Origin of the sequence: Leucobacter luti (genome assembly GCF_004217175.1) — a bacterium.
Classification (GTDB): Bacteria; Actinomycetota; Actinomycetes; order Actinomycetales; family Microbacteriaceae; genus Leucobacter; species Leucobacter luti.
In genome coordinates this window covers 350,222-369,705 of sequence record NZ_SHKI01000006.1, presented here as the reverse complement: position 1 = coordinate 369,705, position 19,484 = coordinate 350,222, and the positions used below count along the sequence as shown (strand labels likewise).

The 19,484-nt window shown below is 70.6% G+C and carries 9 protein-coding genes; all 9 read right to left on the bottom strand.

Annotation, left to right across the window (positions count from 1 at the left end):
• Positions 1–132: 132 nt before the first annotated feature.
• Complete coding sequence (locus EV139_RS13020) at positions 133–6,171, bottom strand: Ig-like domain-containing protein (RefSeq protein WP_130454764.1); 6,039 nt, start codon at positions 6,169–6,171, stop codon at positions 133–135.
• On the bottom strand, positions 6,168–7,286 hold the full coding sequence (locus EV139_RS13015) for a serine/threonine-protein kinase (RefSeq protein ID WP_130454763.1): 1,119 nt from the start codon (positions 7,284–7,286) through the stop codon (positions 6,168–6,170). The genes EV139_RS13020 and EV139_RS13015 overlap by 4 nt, the downstream gene beginning before the upstream one ends.
• 167 nt (positions 7,287–7,453) lie before the next feature.
• A complete protein-coding gene (gene rplA, locus EV139_RS13010; RefSeq protein ID WP_130454762.1) occupies positions 7,454–8,143 on the bottom strand; it encodes a 50S ribosomal protein L1 in 690 nt (229 codons plus the stop codon).
• Positions 8,144–8,156: 13 nt separating this feature from the next.
• Positions 8,157–8,585, bottom strand: coding sequence for a 50S ribosomal protein L11 (gene rplK / locus EV139_RS13005; protein WP_087012629.1), 429 nt, complete (start codon positions 8,583–8,585; stop codon positions 8,157–8,159).
• A 148-nt stretch (positions 8,586–8,733) separates the two neighbouring features.
• Entirely contained in the window at positions 8,734–10,443 is a 1,710-nt protein-coding gene (locus tag EV139_RS13000) for a sigma-70 family RNA polymerase sigma factor (RefSeq protein ID WP_130454761.1), read from the bottom strand.
• A 6-nt stretch (positions 10,444–10,449) separates the two neighbouring features.
• Complete coding sequence (locus EV139_RS12995) at positions 10,450–10,911, bottom strand: signal peptidase I (RefSeq protein WP_130454760.1); 462 nt, start codon at positions 10,909–10,911, stop codon at positions 10,450–10,452.
• Positions 10,912–10,943: 32 nt separating this feature from the next.
• On the bottom strand, positions 10,944–12,953 hold the full coding sequence (locus EV139_RS12990; RefSeq protein ID WP_130454759.1) for a DUF7927 domain-containing protein: 2,010 nt from the start codon (positions 12,951–12,953) through the stop codon (positions 10,944–10,946).
• Complete coding sequence (locus tag EV139_RS12985) at positions 12,953–13,654, bottom strand: hypothetical protein (RefSeq protein ID WP_157993046.1); 702 nt, start codon at positions 13,652–13,654, stop codon at positions 12,953–12,955. The genes EV139_RS12990 and EV139_RS12985 overlap by 1 nt, the downstream gene beginning before the upstream one ends.
• Before the next feature lie 22 nt (positions 13,655–13,676).
• Positions 13,677–19,460 (bottom strand): DUF7927 domain-containing protein, encoded by a 5,784-nt coding sequence (locus tag EV139_RS12980; RefSeq protein ID WP_130454757.1) that lies wholly within the window; start codon positions 19,458–19,460, stop codon positions 13,677–13,679.
• Positions 19,461–19,484 lie beyond the last annotated feature (24 nt).

Genomic DNA, 19,484 nt, shown 5'->3' with positions numbered 1-19,484 from the left:
CGAGCTCCTCGCCGCGCTGCACGCGCACGGTGTGATCGGCGTCGGGGTGCTCGGCGCCGGGCAGGTCTTCTGGGTGGGGTGTCATTGGTTCCTCGGGTGCGTTCATCGCGGGGGTGTGGGCGGGCGGCAGCCCTAGGGATCTGGGGTCGGTTCCGGGGTCACGCAGACGGTGACCGCGGCGGGTGCGAGCGCGGCGAAGTCGCCGGCCCAGGTGATGGTCAGCTGCGCCGTGGTGCCGGTCACGGCCCCGAGCGCGAGCTGGGCTGAGCCCTGTGCTGCGGCGGAGATCGACACGGCGGCGGCGAGCGCCCCGGGGTCGGTCGCGCTGGCCGCGGGCACGCAGGTACCGGTCGGGTCCACCGTGACGGGGCGCGGGGCGCCGGCCCACGAGACGGTCGCTGCGTCTGAGCACTGGTCGTCAATGCACTGCTGCACCGTGATCGGGCCGGAGGCGTCGCCCGGATCGAGCACGAGTTCGGCCCCCGTGCTGTATCGCAGCCGCGCGCCGGGCAGCAGCGGGCCCACGCTCGCCTTCCCCGCCTGCGCGTATCGCACGCCGGCGCCGCTCGCCTTCGGGGCCGTGCTGATCTCGTAGCTCACGACGGGTGCGGGGATCGCCCCACCGATCCGCACGGGCTCGGTCCCGGCGCTGCTCACCCCGTAGCTGCTGCGCGCGCAGGCGGACGCCGCGTACAGGCTGCCCTGGGCGAGCTTCGTGAAGGTGGGCGAGGAGGATCCCCCGGCGAGGCAGTCGGGTGCCGCGGTGCCCGCCGCGATCGCGTACGCGTAGCTCACCTTCTCGCCGGCGTGCGCGCCGGCGCCGCTCGTTGTGACGGTCGCGCTCTGCGAGCCGGTCTCGCTCGAGAGCGTCGCCCCGGTGAGGATCGGTGCGCCGATCACGCGCCCCTCAGCCGAGGCGGCCGCGCCCGTCGCGGACCCGCCGCTGACGGGCGGCAGTTCGAGCGCGGTGACGGGCGTGACCACCACGGTCTGCGCGCCGACCGGCAGCTCCCCGAAGTCGCCGCTGCCGCTCGGCCCGGCGATCGTTCCCACGGCGTTCCCGCCGATGCTCACCTGGAACTCGCGGGTATCGCTGGAGCCGGCCGCCGTGACGCGCAGGCCGCCGCGCTGCTGGTCGGTGTTGCCCGCGTTCTCAAGGGCTGCGACCGTCAGCTTGGGCGTGGCCGGGGCCCGGTACGCCCACCCGCTCGTGGCGGGCGAGGGTGCCGACTCGCCCACCGCGTTCACCGCGCGGGCGGTCACGTCGTGGCGCTCGCCGCTGCGCAACCCCGAAGCCACGCAGGTGTAGCCGTCTGGGCCGGCCGGGACGCACGAGGCCGAACCCGCGCCGCTGAGCTGCACCCCGGTGACCGCCGGGGTGGCCGCGCGGCCGCCGAGCGCCACGGTGAACGTCGCGGTCGTGTCGGTGAACCCGGTCTGCGCGATGCTCGCGGGCGCTGGCGGCAGCCCCTGAGCGTCAAACTCGATCGTGCCGGTGCCCGTGCGGCCCTGTGCGTCGCGCACCGTAAACCCGACCGAGCACGCGCCGCCGGTCCCGCCGGCGTCGGGCCAGGAGACCGCGACGCGGCGCTCGCCCGAGGTGGCGAAACTCGCGACCGCGCAGCTGCCGCCGTCGACCGCGGCGAGCTTCAGACCGCCACCGCTCTTCCCGGCGAACGGGTCGTGCTCCCCGGCAACGCCAACGACGTCGGCCCCGCAGTCGGCGCCGACCGTGCAGCGGAGCGAGACGGTCCCGCCCCGCGGTAGATCCCGCGGGCTCTCGCCCACCCGGAGCGTGAGCGGCGCGCTCGACTCGCCCGCACCGGTCACGGAGATGGTCGCGACCTCCTGCGCACCGGTAGTCGCGTCGGCCCGGGCCGCGGCGCGCAGCGTGCTCCCGTCCGCGGTCACCGAGAATTGACCCCCGGCCCCGCTCGTGCTGAAGCGCAGCGTGCTCGGATCCCCGACTCGGCCGCCCTGCCACTCGATCATGTCCGCAAGCTGCACCGTCTCGGTCGCGCCCGGGGCAATCGTCCGGGTGAGGGGCCGCAGCTCGGCGGTGGGGGTGTCCGGAATGATCCGCACCGGCACGGGCAGCGTGGTCCAGCTGCGCTGCCCTTCCAAGCGCACGTCGATCCGGCAGACGTCGGCCCAGGGTCCGCCGCTCCCCGCGTCGTAGCGGACGGCGTCGCCGCCGCTCGCCTCACAGCGCGCCCCGGTTCGGCTGGTCGGGAACTCGCCGCTGCGCAGCTCCACCCGGTCGTCCGCGCCCACGTCGAGCAGGCCGGAGAGCGCGGTGGTCACCGAGCGGTTCTCGGGCACATCGATGGGGTCGAGCCCGGGCCGGAGCGTGAGCTGGAGGTCGGCGAGCGGGGGGACCGTCAGCAGACCGTAGCTCGTCACCTCGGTGCCGTTCGCATCGACACCGTCGACGCGAAACACCACGAGGTCGCCGGCCGGGTCGTAGCTGCCCGAAATCTTGTTCCCCGCGACGGTGTAGTCGCCGCCCTGCTCGTCCCAGAGCGAGAGGCGCAGCGTCGCCGGGTCGCCGGCAGGCCACCGCACCTTGCCCGCCAGCACGTCAATGCCGCGGCCCTCAAGGTCTGCGCGGTCCCGCACACTCATCACGGTGTCACTCACCGCTGGTGCCTGCGCGCCAACGCGCTCGGACGTCTGCACCACGATCAGCCCGCTCGCGGTGCTCGACGTGGCAGTCGATCGCACCGTGTAGCGGTAGGACACCGTGCCCAGATCCTCCCCCGCGGTGATCCGGATCCGCCCCTGCCGCAGCTCCTCGGTGTCGAGGCCAGCGGCGAGGCGGCGGTACTCCGCACTGTCGGCGTCCCCCGGCACATTTGGAACCACCTCGACGAGGCTGAGCTCACCACCGGCCGGGTCAATATCGTTGTCGAGCGGTAGCACCACGCTCTCGGAACCGGGGGTGAGGCGCACCTGATCCGTGCCGGTGACCGGCGGCGCCGAGCCGTCCCCCGTCACCATCACGTACAGCGTGCCCGTGCCGGTACCGCCGTGGTCGTCGGTCACGGTGTAGCGCAGCGTCGCCGTGCCGGGCTCGGCGCCGACGGCCGCTGAGACGTCGATCCCGGTTCCGGTCGGCGCGACGCTCGCGGAGATGAGCGCGTTCTCCGCAGCACCGACCCCGCGCACGCGCACGCGGTCCCCGTCCGGGTCGACGCCGGAGCGCGGCACGGGGACGGTGACGGAGCCCCCAGGCGTGACGCGCGCGGTGAGCGTGGCGGGCTGCGGCTCCCGGTTGTTGCCGCTCGGCACCACGGTCACAATGACCTCGCCGGTGTCACTGAGCTCGGGGGCGCTCGCCGCGTACGCCGTGTATCCGACGCGGTACGTGCCCGGCGTGGCCGGCGCCAGGTAGCGCAGGGTGCCACCCGCGGCGAACGCGAGCTCACCATCGGTGCCGGAGCCCGTGACCTCGGGGTGGAGCAGTAGGCGCTCGCCGGGCGCGGAGACGTCGTTGTCGAGCACCCGGATATCGACGGCGGAGCCGGCGCGCACCGTCGCCGTGTCGGCGACGGCGATCACGCCGGACCCGCTCGACTCGGGCGCTTGAAACACCGTGATCCTGCCGCGCGCGGTCGCCGTGCCCTCCGAGACCGTAATGTCGGCCGATCCGATCCTGCCGGGACCGCCGTCTGCGGTCGCACCCGCGACCCGCACGCGCGAGTGCTCCACAACGTCCGCGCGCAGGTCGCCGTCGGTCACGGTCGCCGCGGTCACCGCGAGCGCGCGCGAGGCAGCCCCCGGGATGGCGGCGAGCACCTCAACGGTGGTGTCGGCGAGCGGTCGCACGTAGGCGCGCAACGGCGGCAGCGCGAGCCCAGCACCGGCCGCGGTGGCGGTGACGCGGAGCGCCCCGGTCGACTCGGCCCCGGTGACCGCGTCGCGCACGGTCATCACGAACGTGGATACTCCGGCCTCGGGGGCGAGCACCTCGACGGCCCCCGAGATCGGGTGCGTCGTAGCGGTTGCAGCGCCCGTTTGCGGGGCGACATCCACGAGCACGAACGACCCGGAGCCGCCGGAGACCCGGTCGAGCGGTGTCAGGGTGGTGGGGGTGCCCACCGCTGCGGAGGCCGCCGTGCCGGTGACGATCGGGAGCGCGTCCGGTCGCACCGCGAGCGTGAGTTTCCGGTCTTGCTCCGCGCCCCGGCTGTCGCGCACGGTGACGCGGAGCGCGATGTCCGCGGGGCCGGCCGTGGGGTCCGTGTGGCGCACCGCCAGGTCGCCCTCCGCGGTCACGAGCGCGCGCACCGGGTCGGCGCCGCGCACGGGAACCACGCTGGCGAGCGTCATGACGTCACCCTCGGGGTCCACCCAGCCCTCGAGAAGCGGGGTCACGAGCGTCCCGCCGGGCACGATATCTGGAACGCCCCAGGCGCGCTGACACCCGGTCACGGGGCACCACTCCGGGGCGGAGTTCTCGTCGTCGGCGGCGATCCGCACGGTGACCGTGGCGGTCTCAGATTCGAGCGCGCCATCCGAGATGCGGTAGGTGAACGTGGCGCTCCCCTGCGCGCCGGATTCCGGCTGCACCACCAGAGTTTGCCGGTCAGGGAGCAGCTCAAGCGTGCCGAAGTCCCGGGGAAGCGGCGACTCACTGAGCGATTCAGGAACGATCGTGAGCACATCGCGGGAGTTTGCGTCGAAGTCATTGAGCAGCACCGGCAGGGCGGCCGGCTCCCCCGGGCGCGCGCCGAACGCGTCGTCGACCGCCGTCGGCGGCACCTGCTCAGGCACGTCCTCAACCACGACAGCGCCCCGCACCTCCTGCGGCGGATCCGCGAGATTCCACTGCGAGAGCGGGATCAGCGTACCGTCCGGAATCGTCCACAGCATGCCGGTCCGCTGCTCGCTGAGCACGGCGCGGTCGCCGTTCGTGCGGATCACGGGCGCCAGCTCCGAGGCGTCGCGCACGCTGTCGTCGAACTGGAGCGGGATCGGATCACCCGAGCCGCGCCACAGCGCACCGCCGTCGGAGCCGAGCCAGGCCGCCACCCGCGATCCCGCGACCTCCGTCGGCCGCGCCGGCGTCCCCTCGGCCGCAATCCGCACCGGGTCCCCCGCCGCGGACACCACCAGCAGGCCGTCCTGGTCGGCGATCAGCACGTCCGCGCCGCTCGCGTCGGTGCCGGCGCTCGCCGACTGCAGCAGCGCGCCCACGCCCAGCTCAAGCGTCACCGGCCCCGATCCTGCCCGGAACAGTCTTCCGTCTGCGGCGTCGAGCAGCGCCCACGCGGTCCCCACCAGGGTGAGCTGCGGCGACTCCGCGGCCCCACCCGCCAGCTCGTCGACCTCCCCGAGCGCGGCAGGCGCCCCCGGGCCGTCGAGGCCGCGCGCGAGATCGATCCGCGTCACGGTGTGTGTACCCGCGGCGTACACCGCCAGGAGGCCCCGCTCCGACAGTGTAATCGCCGAGGCGGGCACCGCGTCCGCCGGCGCGGGCTCGGTGTCCTCGGGTTCCCCGGCGTCGGCGTCACCCGCTGCCTCCGCCGCGGCCGGGCCGTACACCGGGCGCAACCCGGTGATCCGGTCGCCGAGCATCCCCGGGTCGCTGTCCGCGGCAGCGTCGTCGCGGAGCACGCCGACGTGCACGTCTCCGGCTTCCGTGCGCACGGCAACGTAGGAGCCCGAGACCACCACATCGCGCGTGCCCTCGGGCATCCCGACCCCTTGCTCGGGGGTGACCGCGTCCGCGGCGGCGGCGTCGGACTCGCCGGGGGCGACCGGCTGCTCGCCGGTGTCGGTGTCGGCCGCGGTCGCGACCGTCGTGGCCGAGGTGCCAAGATCGACCGGGCTCGCGGCGGCGACGGGCCACGCCCGGCCATTGCCGTTCGTGAGCAGCAGCGTCTGATCGCCCGATTGGATCACCCCGCTCGGGTCTGCCACCTTGCGCACCGTGTCGAGTTCACCGGTGTCGGTGTTGACGCGGCCGTACTGACCAGCGTCGCGCGCCACCCACACCCCGGGCTCGACGCGGGGCGTATCCCGCGCGTCGTAGCCACTCGCAACGACCGCGATGGTGGCGACAAGCGCCGCCGCGACACCCGCCGCAATCCACGCGCCAGCGCGCCGGCCACCGGCCGGCCCGACGCCCCCCGCGCCCGTCTGTTTCCCCCGCCGCGCGGCGGTCACCCACCACCGCCGATCAGTCCCCAGAGCAGCGCGCCGACGACCGCGACCGCCGCGAGCGCGACGCCCGCGCCGAGCAGGGCGGCGCGCGCCGGAGACGCTGGGCGATCGCGCAGCAGGCCGTCGCGGTCAGTCTCGGGGGGCTCCACGCCCCGCGCCGCGCGCGCCTCGGCGCGCGTCTGCCGGCCCGGCAGCGTTGACACCACGGGGCCGCGGACCCCGGGCGGTGGCTCGCTGCTGGGCTCCCACACCGGGGCGGCAACGTCGAGGGGTGTCACGTCGAACCCAAAGCCGCGCTGCACGTGCTGCAGTGCGGCCCCGAACTCGGCCATTGAGGCGTAGCGCTCGGCCGGGGACCGCCGCATCGCGCGCGCCAGCACGGCGTCGAACGGGCCGTAGCCCGCGGCGCCGGGAATCGGCCGGACGTCGGTGCGCACGATCCGCTCGATCAGTTTTGCGCGAGTGTTCCGCTCGCGAGCGCCGTCCTCGAACGGCGAGCGCCCCGCCGCGAATGTGTAGAGGGTCGCGGCGAGCGACCAGATCTCGCTCGCGACGCTTCCCGCGCTCTCGAGCCGCACCACCTCGGGTGCCGACCAGGGCACCGACATGGCCACTTCCTCGGCGGGGGCGCCGGCATCCGCGAGCGGGCGGGCGATCCCAAAGTCGGCGAGCGCCGGACGCCCCACCGTGGTGACCAGCACGTTTGACGGCTTAATGTCCCGGTGCAGCATGCCGGCCCGGTGCGCGGTCTCGAGCGCGCCGGCGAGCCGCACCCCGGCGTCGAGCACGTCCGCGAGCGGGGCGGGCTTCCCCTTCGTGAGCGCGCCCATCGAGGACGGGCAGTATTCCATCACCAGGTACGGGCGCCCTGAGAGGGAGATTCCCGCCTGGTAGATCGACACGATCGAGGGGTGGGCGCTGAGCCCCGCCATCGCGTCGGCCTCGCGCTCAAAGACGTCGCGCTGCTGCGGCGACGCGTCGAGCACCTTCACCGCGACCGCCCGGCGGGGCAGGTCCTGCTCGTACAGGTAGACCTGGGCGAAGCCGCCGGAACCGAGTGGCCGGACGTAGCTGAAGCCCGGAATACCCGGGTACTCAGCGACGCGCTGCTCAGCCACGGCTATGCTCCTCCGGCGGTCACGAGAGGGCGGACGGGGGTCAGCCTCATGGTCATTATGATACGAGATCACGGCGTGGCCGCCCAAACGCAGCGATCCCCTCTTCCATCAGAAAGAGGGGATCGCTGCTGGTCGCCGCTGAGCGGCGCACCTGGGGTGCCGGGTGGTTACAGACCCGAAACGTCGAGCGGGATGCCCGGGCCGAAGGTCGTCGAAACGGCGCCCTTCTGCACGTACTTGCCCTTCGAGGACGACGGCTTCAGACGCGAGATCTCGTCGAGCACCGACGTGATGTTGTCCGAGAGCTGCTCAGCCGTGAACGAGGCCTTGCCGACGATGAAGTGCACGTTTGCGTGCTTGTCGACGCGGAACTCGATCTTGCCGCCCTTGATGTCGGTCACGGCCTTCGCCGGGTCCGGGGTGACGGTGCCGGTCTTGGGGTTCGGCATCAGACCGCGGGGGCCCAGCACCTTACCGAGACGGCCAACCTTGCCCATGAGCTCGGGGGTCGAAACAGCCGAGTCGAAGTCGGTGTAGCCTGCGGCCACCTTCTCGATCAGCTCGTCGCCGCCGACCTCGTCGGCGCCAGCAGCGATCGCTGCCTCTGCCGCCGCGCCAACCGCGAACACGATGACGCGGGCGGTCTTGCCCGTGCCGTGGGGCAGGCTGACGGTGCCGCGCACCATCTGGTCTGCCTTGCGGGGATCCACACCGAGCTTGACGGCGACCTCAACGGTCGAGTCGGTCTTGGTGGAACCGGTCTCCTTGGCCAGGGCGACAGCCTCGGCGGGAGTGTAGAACTTGTCTGCCTGAATCTTCTCAGCAGCGGCGCGGTACGCCTTTGACTTCTGTGCCATGTTCGTGAGCCCCTTACTCGACCGTGATGCCCATGGAGCGAGCGGTGCCCGCGATGATCTTCGACGCAGCGTCGATGTCGTTCGCGTTCAGGTCGGCCTGCTTCTGCTCGGCGATCTGACGAACCTGCTCGGCCGTAACCTTCGCGACCTTCACGGTGTGCGGGGTGCCGGAGCCCTTCTGGACGCCTGCAGCCTTCTTGAGGAGCTCGGCGGCCGGCGGGGTCTTCAGCACGAACGTGAACGAGCGATCCTCGTACACGGTGATCTCAACCGGGACCACGTTGCCGCGCTGGGACTCCGTCGCGGCGTTGTACGCCTTGCAGAACTCCATGATGTTGACGCCGTGCTGACCCAGGGCGGGACCCACGGGGGGTGCCGGGTTGGCGGCGCCGGCAGCGATCTGAAGCTTGATCAGACCGGTAACCTTCTTGGCTTTTGCCATGATTGTTTCCTTTCCTTCGAGCGGGTGTCCCCGCTCTCCCGCAGTTCCGGCCGATCCGGACGCGGTCGTGTCGCGCGAACTCGCGCACGCGCAACCTCAACAGCTTATCTCAGTTGCGCGCGATCCGCATCCTCGCCGGGCGCTCTGGCTACGGCACCCGGACCGCGCCGACGGCACCGACACGCCCGTCACCGCAGTAGGCAAACTCGATCACTGCCCCCGCCCCGACGCCCGCGAGCCCGAGCGACGCGGCGCCGCCCTGGCCGAGGGTCACCGCCGGCGAACCGGTCGCACCGCTCAGCACGCAGACGGTGGCGCCCGGGATCCCGGTGAGATCGAGCTGGGTACTCGCGCCAGACGCCTCCGACTGCGCGGTCGCCGCCGGGAGCCGAAGGTCGAAGTTCACCGCGGTGGTGACCTGTTCACCGCCGGTGCCGGCCTGGCGAGCGCGAGCCGAGTGCATTCCGGCGTACAGGCTGAGCTGCGCCAGGTCGACCGACCACGCACCGGCGGCGTCCGGCACCGCCGTGAGGGTCGCACCCGACACCTCGACGGCGACGGGAACGCCCGGCGCCCCCTCGCCACCCACGACCGGCGCGAATACGCCGTCGGCGGCGGACCAGAGCTGCATCGAGAGCGCGGGGACCGTTGGCGCGGTCTCGGGGAGCGGCGTGGGTTCGGGCGTCTGCGGTGTCGGGGTCTCAGGCACGACAGGTGGGACCTCGGCGGCGGGATCTTCGGTGTCCCGGTCGGCCCGCTCCGCGTCATCCTCAGCGGCAGGTTTCACGGCCGTTGGGGAGGGCTTCGGTGCCGCCTCCGTGGCCGCCGGCTTCTCGGCCGCAGTGGTCGGCTCAGAGGCCGTGGTCACCCGCGGGCCGTCCTGGATGAGGTACGCGCCCGCGAGCACCGCGGCGATCACCAGCACGGCGAGCACGGGCTTGGCGGGCAGCGCGAGCAGCGCATCGGCAACGCGCTGCCGCAGAGCGGTGAACGCACCGCCCGCGAGCGCCGACGCACCGGTCGCACCGCCGGGCAACGCCACCACGGCCCCCACGAGCGGGATGAGCGCGAGCGCGCCAGCGAACATGAGGTTGTCTTGCTGCAGCTGCTTCGCGCGACCGCTGCACTCGGGGCAGGCGGCGAGGTGATCGCGGATCCGCTGCTTCTTTGTGCGCGGCAGCGTGCCGCGCACGTAGCGCGGCAGCCCCTCAATCACCCACGCGTGGGGGTGATCCGCGGCGTCGGCGGTGCGCTCGGTGAGCCACGCCACCCGCAGCCCCTCCTTCGCGCGGCGCAGCAGTTGCGTGGCGGTGTTGGGGGTGAGCTCCATCCGCTCCGCGATCTGCCCGCGATTGAGTTCTTCAACCTCTGCCAGCCAGAGCACCTGCTGGTACCGATCGGGAAGCTCTTTGAACGCCTGCGCCACGTGCCGTACGTCTTCCTCGTGCTCGATCGCACCGGTTTCGTCTTCGACCTCTTCCTCGTCCATCTCCACACCGGTGAGCACCCGGGTGGCGCGCTTGTGCGAACGCGCTGCGAGGTTCCGCACGGTCGCGAGGAGGTACGCCCGGAAGTGCTCCCGCGGCCCCCGGCCCGATTGCAGCTGGGTCCAGATCGCCGAGAACGAGTCAGACACAATGTCCTCGGTCTCCGAGTAGGCGAGCGGGCTCGCGACCGAGATCGCGAGGCGGTGGTAGCGGGTCCAGAGCTCGCCGAACGCGGTTCGGTCTCCGCCGCGCGCGCGTTCGAGCAGGACGTCGTCGCCGAGCCCCACCGGCCCGCGCACGCTCGCCCCCTCGTTCGCGCCAAGCTCGACGCGGTACGCCTGTTTCATGTTGCCCTCTCCCCCCAGTGACATCACAACTCAATTCCTCAGGTGCGGTGCGCTCGCCGAGTCGGTGGTCTCCGACTGACGCGCGCCCGCAAACACGGTGAACAAGTACCGCTGCGCCGAGTCGACGAGGTACGGGGCCGGATCCGGCGCGGGGTTTGCATCCCCCTGCAGCCTGAGTGCTGCGGCACCTCCGACCTCGCGCTCGCCGATCTCGACGATGCGGTGGGTAACAGTCCGGCTCTCGGGCGACCGCTGTGTCGTCACAACGTCGCCAATCGCCAGTTCAGAAACGTCCACCCGCTGTGTCAGGATGAGTGCCCCTTCTGACACGGTGGGGGACATCGACCCGCTCGTGATCACGTAGACCCGGAGTCCGAGCAGGTGGGCGAGCAGGAGCGCCCCCAGGACGACGCCCGCGCACAGGCAGGCGAGAGCCCACCCGACGGTTCCCCGCCGGGTGAGCTCTCGCGAGACGCTCGCTGTACCTACCACGCGCGCATGTTCCTGGGTCTCCAGCTCTCTACTTACGGTGCGCTGCAGGAATCGCAGTTCACCAGGTCGTCCGGGTTGGTGGTGGTGATGTGGGTCACCGCGTCGGAGTCACCGGTCCCGCCGCCAACCCCGAGTGTCACCTTCGCGTTGAGCTTCGCCCCGCCCGGGGTGCCGCTCTTCACGACCACGTCGAACGCGACCGTGACCTGGCTGCGTGCCGGCACCGTGCCAGACCAGCCGAGTTTCCCGTTGGTGAAGGTGCCGCGCACCGGGTCGGCGTCCCCGACGGTGACCCACACGCTGTCCGCCACGATGTCAACGTCGCCGATTGCGGCGCTGAGGTCAGCTTCAAGGGTGTAGTCCGCGGGATCCGAGAACGGGTTGCGGGCGATCGCCGAGTAGCTGATCGTCTGGCCCGACATGACCGCGCTGCCCGTGAACGGGTTCGAGTTCAGCGAGACGGTCTGGTACTGGCCCACGTTCTGGATCCCGGCGATCACGGCGGGCTGCCAGACGTAGAGACCGTTCGTGGTCCCCGTGGCCGTCACCGAAGCGGTGTTGCCGCTCTTGTCCTTGCACTGCGCGTAGGTGTAGCCACCGCACGCGGCGCCGCCGCCGTTTTCGCCCCAGGACAGGATCGTGCCGTCTTCGAGCACCAGGGAGGCGGAGTCCTTGTTGCCGCCGATGAACAGAGCCTTGAGGCCGGAAGACTCCTGCGCGGGATCCCAGACCTTGCCGGTTGCGTGCGCGTTGTTCGTGGGGGTGCGCTGCCCGTAGTTCAGGCTGAACACCCCGCCCCACAGACGGTTGCCGTACGCCCAGGCGGTGCCGTCCTCGGTGATGTACTGCGTCGACCCGAATCGAGCGGACGCCGAGGTGACGCCCGTGGCCTTCAGCGTCGGGAGCGTGCCGTTGAGGCTGGTGTCGCTGACCGCGTCGTTGCCGGAGTAGTTGTTCTCCTCGCTGCCCCACGAGTACAGGTTGCCCTCGGTGGTGAGCAGGTGGCCGTGGCTGTAGCCGCCGCCCAGCGATTTCACGCCGCCCTCGGCCTGCGCGAGCGCCGTGACCTCCTTGAGGAGCACCGGCGTCTCGCAGCGCATGTCGCGCGTGGGGGCACCGATCGTGCGGCAGCCGGCAGCCGTGAGGTTTGCCGACGAGGACCCTGCACCATCGCGGTACGAGCGGCCCCAGAAGAACACCTGGTTGTCGTCGTCAACCGCGTAGTAGCCCTCGTAGCCCGAGTACACCACCGAGATGTGCGGCTGCACGCCGCCCGGCCAGGTCTTCACCTGCGTGGCGACCCGCAGTGCCGCCGCACCGTTGCCGCCGGACGATCCCTGGCCGCGCTGGGCGAGGTTGTTGTCGCCGACGGTCCAGATCGTGCCGTCCTTCTTGGTGTACGCAGCGCCGTACTCGACCGATGCCACGCTGACCACGTCCGTGTCGATGATCGCCTCGGCCCAGTTGGTCGTGACGTTCTCCGGGGTGGTGCCGGCCGGGACCACTCGGCCGGTGCCGTTGAAGTTGTTGCCAAACATGTAGAGGCTGCCGTTGTTCTGGCCCCAGCCGAACAGGTTGCCGTTCTCGTCCACCGCGTAGTTGGCGTACGCGGAAGAGGCCATCGCGGTGATCCCGCTCATTGCCTTGAACTGGTTCGGCTTGTGCTCGTTGAACGCCACACCGGTGGAGTAGTCAATTCCCTCGCGTCCGCCGCCCTGCCCGGCCGAGGACGTGCCGGGGCCGGTGTTGCCGTAGTAGCCCCAGATCCACAGGTTGCCCGCGGCGTCGAGCACCTGCATCGTGTCGAGCGCCACCGACGGAACGACGGCCGCAAGCGCGTTCGTCGGCGGCACTGAGACCCCCTCGGCGAGGGTGTACACGGAATCCGAGTACCCCGCGGAGCTCTGCCCCACGAGGGGCGAGGCGGTCGCCGCAAGCAGAGCCGCGCCGGCCAGCGCCGTGCCCCCCAGGAGTGCGCGACGCAGCTTTCTGCTGCCCCGCTTCTGCGGGGACATGGATCCCCGCGGTGTTGACAGAGACATTAGAAGCTCTCCCCTTCAATCCGAATGCCGAAGTCGGTGGAAACACCGTTGTACGCGGCAAGCTTTGTGCGTGTCAGGTCATTTGCGTCGAAGTCGAACACCGCGGTCACGGTGAACTCGGCCTCGCCACCGCCGGCGGCGAGCACCCGGGGGATGCTGCCGCGCAGCGTTCCGTCCCCGTTCGGCTCGTTGTCGGCGTCGGCTCCCAGCACCTCGTTGTCAATGACGACGGTGCCCTCCTCGTCAACCACGGTGAACCGCAGCTGCGTGAAGAGGTCCGGGTACTCCTCGTCCTTCCCGGGCGCGACCCGGTACTTCACCTTCGCGGAGGAGGGATCGCAGATCACGAAGAACAGCTCACCGCTGTCCGTGCCATCGTTCCGCACGACCACGGTCCACTCCATGCCGCTGCGGATCAGGTCCTCGGCGGTGCTCGCCGAGGTGAGCACCAGCGGCTCCTCCCGCGTCGGGTTGACGAAGTCGGTGCCGCCCTCGGAGACCTGGATGTCGTACTTCATTGCCGGGGACGAGACGCCGGCGGCGCCGGCGGATCCGAAGATCCCGGTGGCCCACGCCGCGGCGAGCCCGCCCGCGGCGAGGGCGACGGCCGCAGCCGTCGCTCCCGCCACGAGCCGCTTCCGGCGCTTCGACCACCCCTGTGCTGCGGGGTTCACCGCCTCGGTCTCCACTGGTGTGTCCACCTGATTCTCGCTTTCTGAGTAATTACGCACGGTGTGCTCCTTCGACGCGCGCCCCGCGCTTCCGGGCGAGCAGCGCTCCGCCGCCCAGGAGAGCCAGCAGCGCGAGCCACAGCAGCGGTGCGAAGTCGCCGCCGGTGATCGGAAGCGTCTCGCCGGGGCTGAGCGGTGCGACCGGATTCTCCGTCTTGGGGACGTCCTGCGAGTGCGGGCTCACCACCACGTTCTGGAGGGTTGCCGGCGCTACGGCGGTGTCCTTCACCCGCACCGAGTAGCGGACCTCGACGCTGCTTTCGGCGGGGACGGTGCCCTGCCACTTCAGCGTCGTTCCGGCGACCGAGACCGTGCCGCGCTCTGCGACCGGGTCGCCGATCAGCTCCGCGTCGTCGAGCACGTCCGAGAGGTCGTCCTCGAAGACCACGTCACGGATTTCCGTGGCGGTGTCGTTCGTGACGGTGACCGTGTAGTTCACCGTGTCGCCACGGTTCACCTGGCTACCGCTTGCCGGATCGGACGTCTTCGCCAGCTTCACAGCGCCCACCGGGTTGGTGGTCTCCGGGATCTCCGGCGAGTGCGGGCTCGTCACCACGTTGCGGAGCTTCGCGGGCGGCACCGCGGTCTCCGAGACCAGCACGCTGTAGGTGATCGTGACGGTCTCACCGGCCGGGACCTTGCCGGTCCAGGTCAGCGACATCCCGTTGAGCGACACCTTGCTGCCGTCAGATACCTGCGGCCAGCCCACGAGCGATGCGTCGTCGAGGATGTCCGAGAGGTTGTCCTCAACCAGCACGCCGTCAAGGTCAACGGTGCCCGGGTTGGTGACGGTCACGGTGTAGTCGACGGTGTCGCCCGGCTTCACAGCGAGCCCCGAGGTGGGGTTGCTGCTCTTGCCCAGCACGACCGTGGCGACCGGGTTCTCGGTCTCGGGCTCGCTGGGCGAGTCCGGGCTCGAGACCACGTTGCGCAGGGTGGCGGGAGCCACCGCGTCATCGTTCACACGCACCGAGTAGGTGAGCGTGACCGTGCCGTTCGCGGGCACGTCGCCGACCCACGTCAGCTCCGTCCCGGTCAGCGTCGCCTCGCCAGCGCTCGCCTGCGGGGTTCCCCGCAGGGTCGCGTTGTCGAGCACGTCGCTGAGATCATCGACCACGCGCGACCCGAGCATCGGGGCGCTTGCGTCGTTCGCGATCGTAACGGTGTAGTCGACCACGTCGCCCGGCTTGACGGCGACCCCGGTTCCGGGGAACGACGTCTTCGAGAGGCGCAGTGTCCCCACGGGGTTCACCACCTCCGGCACATCCGGGGAGTCCGGGCTCATGACCACGTTGCGCAGCTGCTGCGGCGCAATCGCGTCAGCGTTCACGATCACGCTGTAGGTGAGCACGATGTCCGTGTTCGCGGGCACCGAACCGTTCCAGACCAGCTTGCCGTCCGTGACGGTCACGGCGGAGCCGTCGGAGGCCACCGCGCTGCCGTCAACGAGCTTCGCGTTGTCGAGCACGTCCGACAGGTCGTCGGTCACGCTGACACCGGAAATCTCAACCGCAGTGGAGTTGCGCACGGTCACGGTGTAGTCGACCGTGTCGCCGGGGCGGACTGAGGTGCCCGCCTCGGGGACGCTCGCCTTGAGCAGCGTCACGGTGCCAACCGGGTTCTCAGTCTCCGGCTCGTCGGGCGAGTTCGGGCTGGTTGCCAGGTTGCGCAGCACCGCGGGTGCGGCTGCATCCGCGTTGACCGTGACCGTGTACTGAATCGTCACGCTGCTCCGTGCCGGGACCGCTCCGGTCCAGCTGAGCTGGCCCGAGGCGTCGATGGCGGCGGCCGAGCCGTCCGACACCGAGATGTCGCCGGTGAGGGTCGCGTTGTCGAGCACATCCGACAGGTTGTCGGTGACGCTCGCCTCCGCGATATCGACGTCGCTCGTGTTGTCGGCGGTCACCGTGTAGGTCACCGTCTCGCCAGGCTTGACCGCGGTGCCCGATGCCGGGTCGGCGGTCTTGCGCAGCGTGAGCGTCCCAACCGGGTTCTCAGTTCCCGGTCCGGGGTTCCCGTTGACCTCGAGCGTGTTGCTCATCACACGGGTGCCGTCCGACTTCGGGTCGGTCTGCACCGTGTAGGTGATCGTCACCGTCGCGCCAGCCGGGATCTCGTGATCCCAGGTCAGCACCTGACCGTCGAAGCTGAGCGCCGGCACGGGGTCGCCGCTCGTCCACGTCACCGACGGGCCAGCGGTGAGCTGAGCATCGTCGAGCACGTCTGCGAGGTCGTCGCGCAGGTTGAAGCGCTCGGCCTCGGTGAGGCCGTTCGACGCGGTGATCTCGTAGGTGAGGGTCTGACCCGGCGCCACGACGGTGCCGGAGGGGATCGGATCCCCCGCGGCGTCGAGGATACGCTTCGCGGTCGTGAGCTCACCGACGGGGTTTTCCGTCTCGGGCACGGTCGGCGAGTCCGGGCTGATCACCCGGTTGCGCAGCACGTCACCCTGGCTTGCGGTGTCGTTGACACGCACCGAGTAGGTGATGTCAACCCGCTGCAGCGCGTCGAGGTCGCCCTCCCACACCAGCTCCTGAGTGCCGGCATCATAGGACGCGGAACCGCTCGTCGCGTCGGGACCCGAGGTCAGCTCAGCTGAGTCGAGCACGTCGGCGAGCTGGTCGGTCACCCGCACACCGGAGATCGGTGCGTCGACCGGGTTCGTCACGGTCACGGTGTAGCTGACCGTGTCGCCCGGCTTGACCGCCGTGCCGCTGGCGGGGTCCGCCAGCTTGGTGAGCACGACCGTGCCGACCGGGTGCTCGGTCTCGGGGGTGTCCTCGGAGTCCGGGCTCGTCACCAGGTTCCGCAGCACCGCCGGCGCGGTCGCGTCGTCGTTCACGCGCACCTCGTAGGTGATCGTGACCGTGTCGTTCGCGGGCACACTGCCGGTCCAGGACAGGGTGTTCCCCGTCACGGTGGCGGTGGACCCGTCGGAAACGACCGGCGCATCGACGAGCGTCGCGTGAGCGAGCACCTCGGAGAGGTTGTCGATGACCTCGACGCCATCCTGCGCGGCCTTGGCCGGGTTGGTCACCGTCACGGTGTACTGCACGGTCTCACCCGGCTTCACCGCGGTGCCAGCCTGCGGCACCGACGACTTGGCAAGGCCCACCGTGCCGACCGGGTTCTCGATCGACGGCGTGCTGGGCGAATCCGGGCTGGTCACCGCGTTGCGGATCGTCGCCGGCGCCTCAGCGGTGTCGCTCATCGTCACGGAGTACGTGACCGTGATGGCGTCGTGTGCCGGGACCGTGCCGGTCCAGCGCATGATCTGGCCGTCGAGCTCGACCGTGCCGCTGGAGGCGGCCGCGTCGTCGTTCCACGTCGCGTTTCCGAGGACATCGGACAGGTCGTCAGTCACCGTCACGTCCGCCAGATCTGCGGCACCGGGGTTGGTGATGGTGACCGAGTAGTCCACCCGCTCGCCGGGCTTCACCACGGCGCCGTCACCCTTGTCGTTGGTCTTCGTAAGCAGCAGCGAGCCGACCGGGTTCTCCGTGTCCGGGGTGTCCGGGGAGTGCGGGCTCGTCACCAGGTTCTTGAGCACGTCGGGCGCACTCGCGTCGTCGTTCACGGTCACCTTGTAGCCGATCGTGATCGAGCCATTCGCCGGCACGGTGCCGGTCCAGGCGAGCGTGCTCCCGGTCACCGAGGCGGTGGAGCCGTCGGAGACCGTGACGCTGCCGGCCACGAGGGTCGCGTTGTCGAGCACATCTGACAGGTCGTCGGACACGCTGACGCTGGTGGCGTCGACGTCCGTCGGGTTCGTCGCGATGATCTCGTAGGTCACCTCGTCGCCGGGGCGGACCGCTGAGCCGGAGGCCGGATCAACGTTCTTCTCGAGACCAACGGTCACCACGGGGTGCTCGGTCTCGGGCACCTCCGGGGAGTCCGGGCTCTGCACCAGGTTGCGCAGCACGTTGCCGCTCTCTGCGCTCGCGCTCACGCGCACCGAGTAACGGATGCTGGCCTCCTGGGCCGCGGCGAGGTCGCCGGTCCAGGTGAGGATCTGCGTGTCCGGGTCGATGACCGCGGTCCCGCCACCCGACACGACCTCGGGGTCTCCCAGGAGGTCCGCGTAGGGCAGCACTCCGGAGAGATCGTCGGTTGCGATGACGTCGGTCAGGTCGACGCCGGAGGTGTTGCGCACGGATACCGTGTAGCTCACCGTGTCGCCACGCTTCACACCGGAGCCGGCGGCCGGCTCCGAGGTCTTCGCGAGTTCGACCGATCCGACCGGGTTCTCCGTTTCGGGAACGCTCGGCGAGTCAGGGCTTGTCACGACGTTTCGCAGCGACTGCTCGCCGGTCACATCGTCGTTCACCCGCACCGTGTAGCGGAGCTCCACGGTGGTACCCGCCGCGACGTCACCCGTCCACGTGAGGGTGCTGCCGGTGAGCGTGAGCTCACCGCCGCCCGTCACGATCTCCGGGTCGCCAACGAACGTTGCGTTGTCGAGGACATCGCTCAGATCGTCACTGACAGACACATCGGTCATGTCGGTGGCACTGCCGTTCTCGATCCCGACGGTGTAGGTCACCGTGTCGCCGATCCGCACGGTCGCGCCGGCGGGAACGTCGGTGCTCTTCGTGAGGGTCAGCGTGCCAATCGGGTTCTCGGTGCTGGGCTCGTCGGGCGAGTCGGGGCTCACCACGAAGTTGCGCAGCGATGCCGGGGTGGTCACCGTGTCGTTGACCGTCACGGTGTAGGTGATGGTCGCCTCGCCGCCGGCCGGCACGTCGCCGGTCCAAGACAGCAGCCCGGCGTTTCGGGTCACCGTGCCAGAGCTTGCGGTCGGTTCAGTGGTGACGGTGGCGTTTGCGAGCACGTCGTTGAGGTTGTCGTTCACCTCGACGCCGTTGACGTCGGCCGCGCTCGAGTTCTTCACCGTGACCGTGTACGTCACCTCGCTGCCGGGCTTCACCGGGCCAGCGGGCTTCGCGACGGCGCTCTTCTCCAGCTGCACGACACCCACCGGGGTTTCGGTCTCTGGCTCGTCGGGCGAGAACGGGCTCACCACTGCGTTGCGCAGCGTCTCGCCCGCGGATACGTCCGCGTTCACCGTAACCGTGTAACTGATGGTCACCGTATCGCCGTCTGCGACGTCGCCGCTCCAGCTCAGGATCCCGTCAACGATCTCGGCGGTGCCGCCACCGGTGACGAGCAGCGAGCCGTCCACCAGCGTGGCGTTGTCGAGCACGTCCCCGAGGTCATCGACCACGGTCGCGCCGCTCACGTCGGCCCCCGAGGTGTTCTGCACGGTCACCGTGTAGGTGACGTCGCCGCCGCGGTTGACTGCGGTTCCCTCGGGAATGGAGGTGCTCTTCGAGAGCTCAAGCGACCCCAGGGGGTTCTCGGTCTCCGGAATGTTGGTCGAGTCGTCGCTCTTCACGACGTTGCGCAGCGTGCCGCTGAACTCACCCTCGTTCACCACGACCGTGTAGTCGATCGTCACAGTCTCGTTTGCCGCGAGGTCGCCAGACCACCGCAGGGTGGTTCCGTCGAGCTCGGCGCCGCTGCTCGGGCCGTCCACGAGCGTGGCGTTGTCGAGCACGTCCGACAGGTCGTCCTCCACCACCACTCCGGTGATCGGCGCATCGGCAGGGTTGGTGATCGTCACCGAGTAGGAGACCTGATCGCCAGCCTTGACCGCGGTGCCACTCGCGGGCACGCTCGTCTTTCCCAGCACGATCGTTCCGACGGGGTGCTCGGTTGTGGGCGGGTTCTCGGGCTCGTTCGTCATGTCGGTACTCGTCACGACGTTCTTCAGCACCGCGGGCGCCTCGGCGTCGGCATT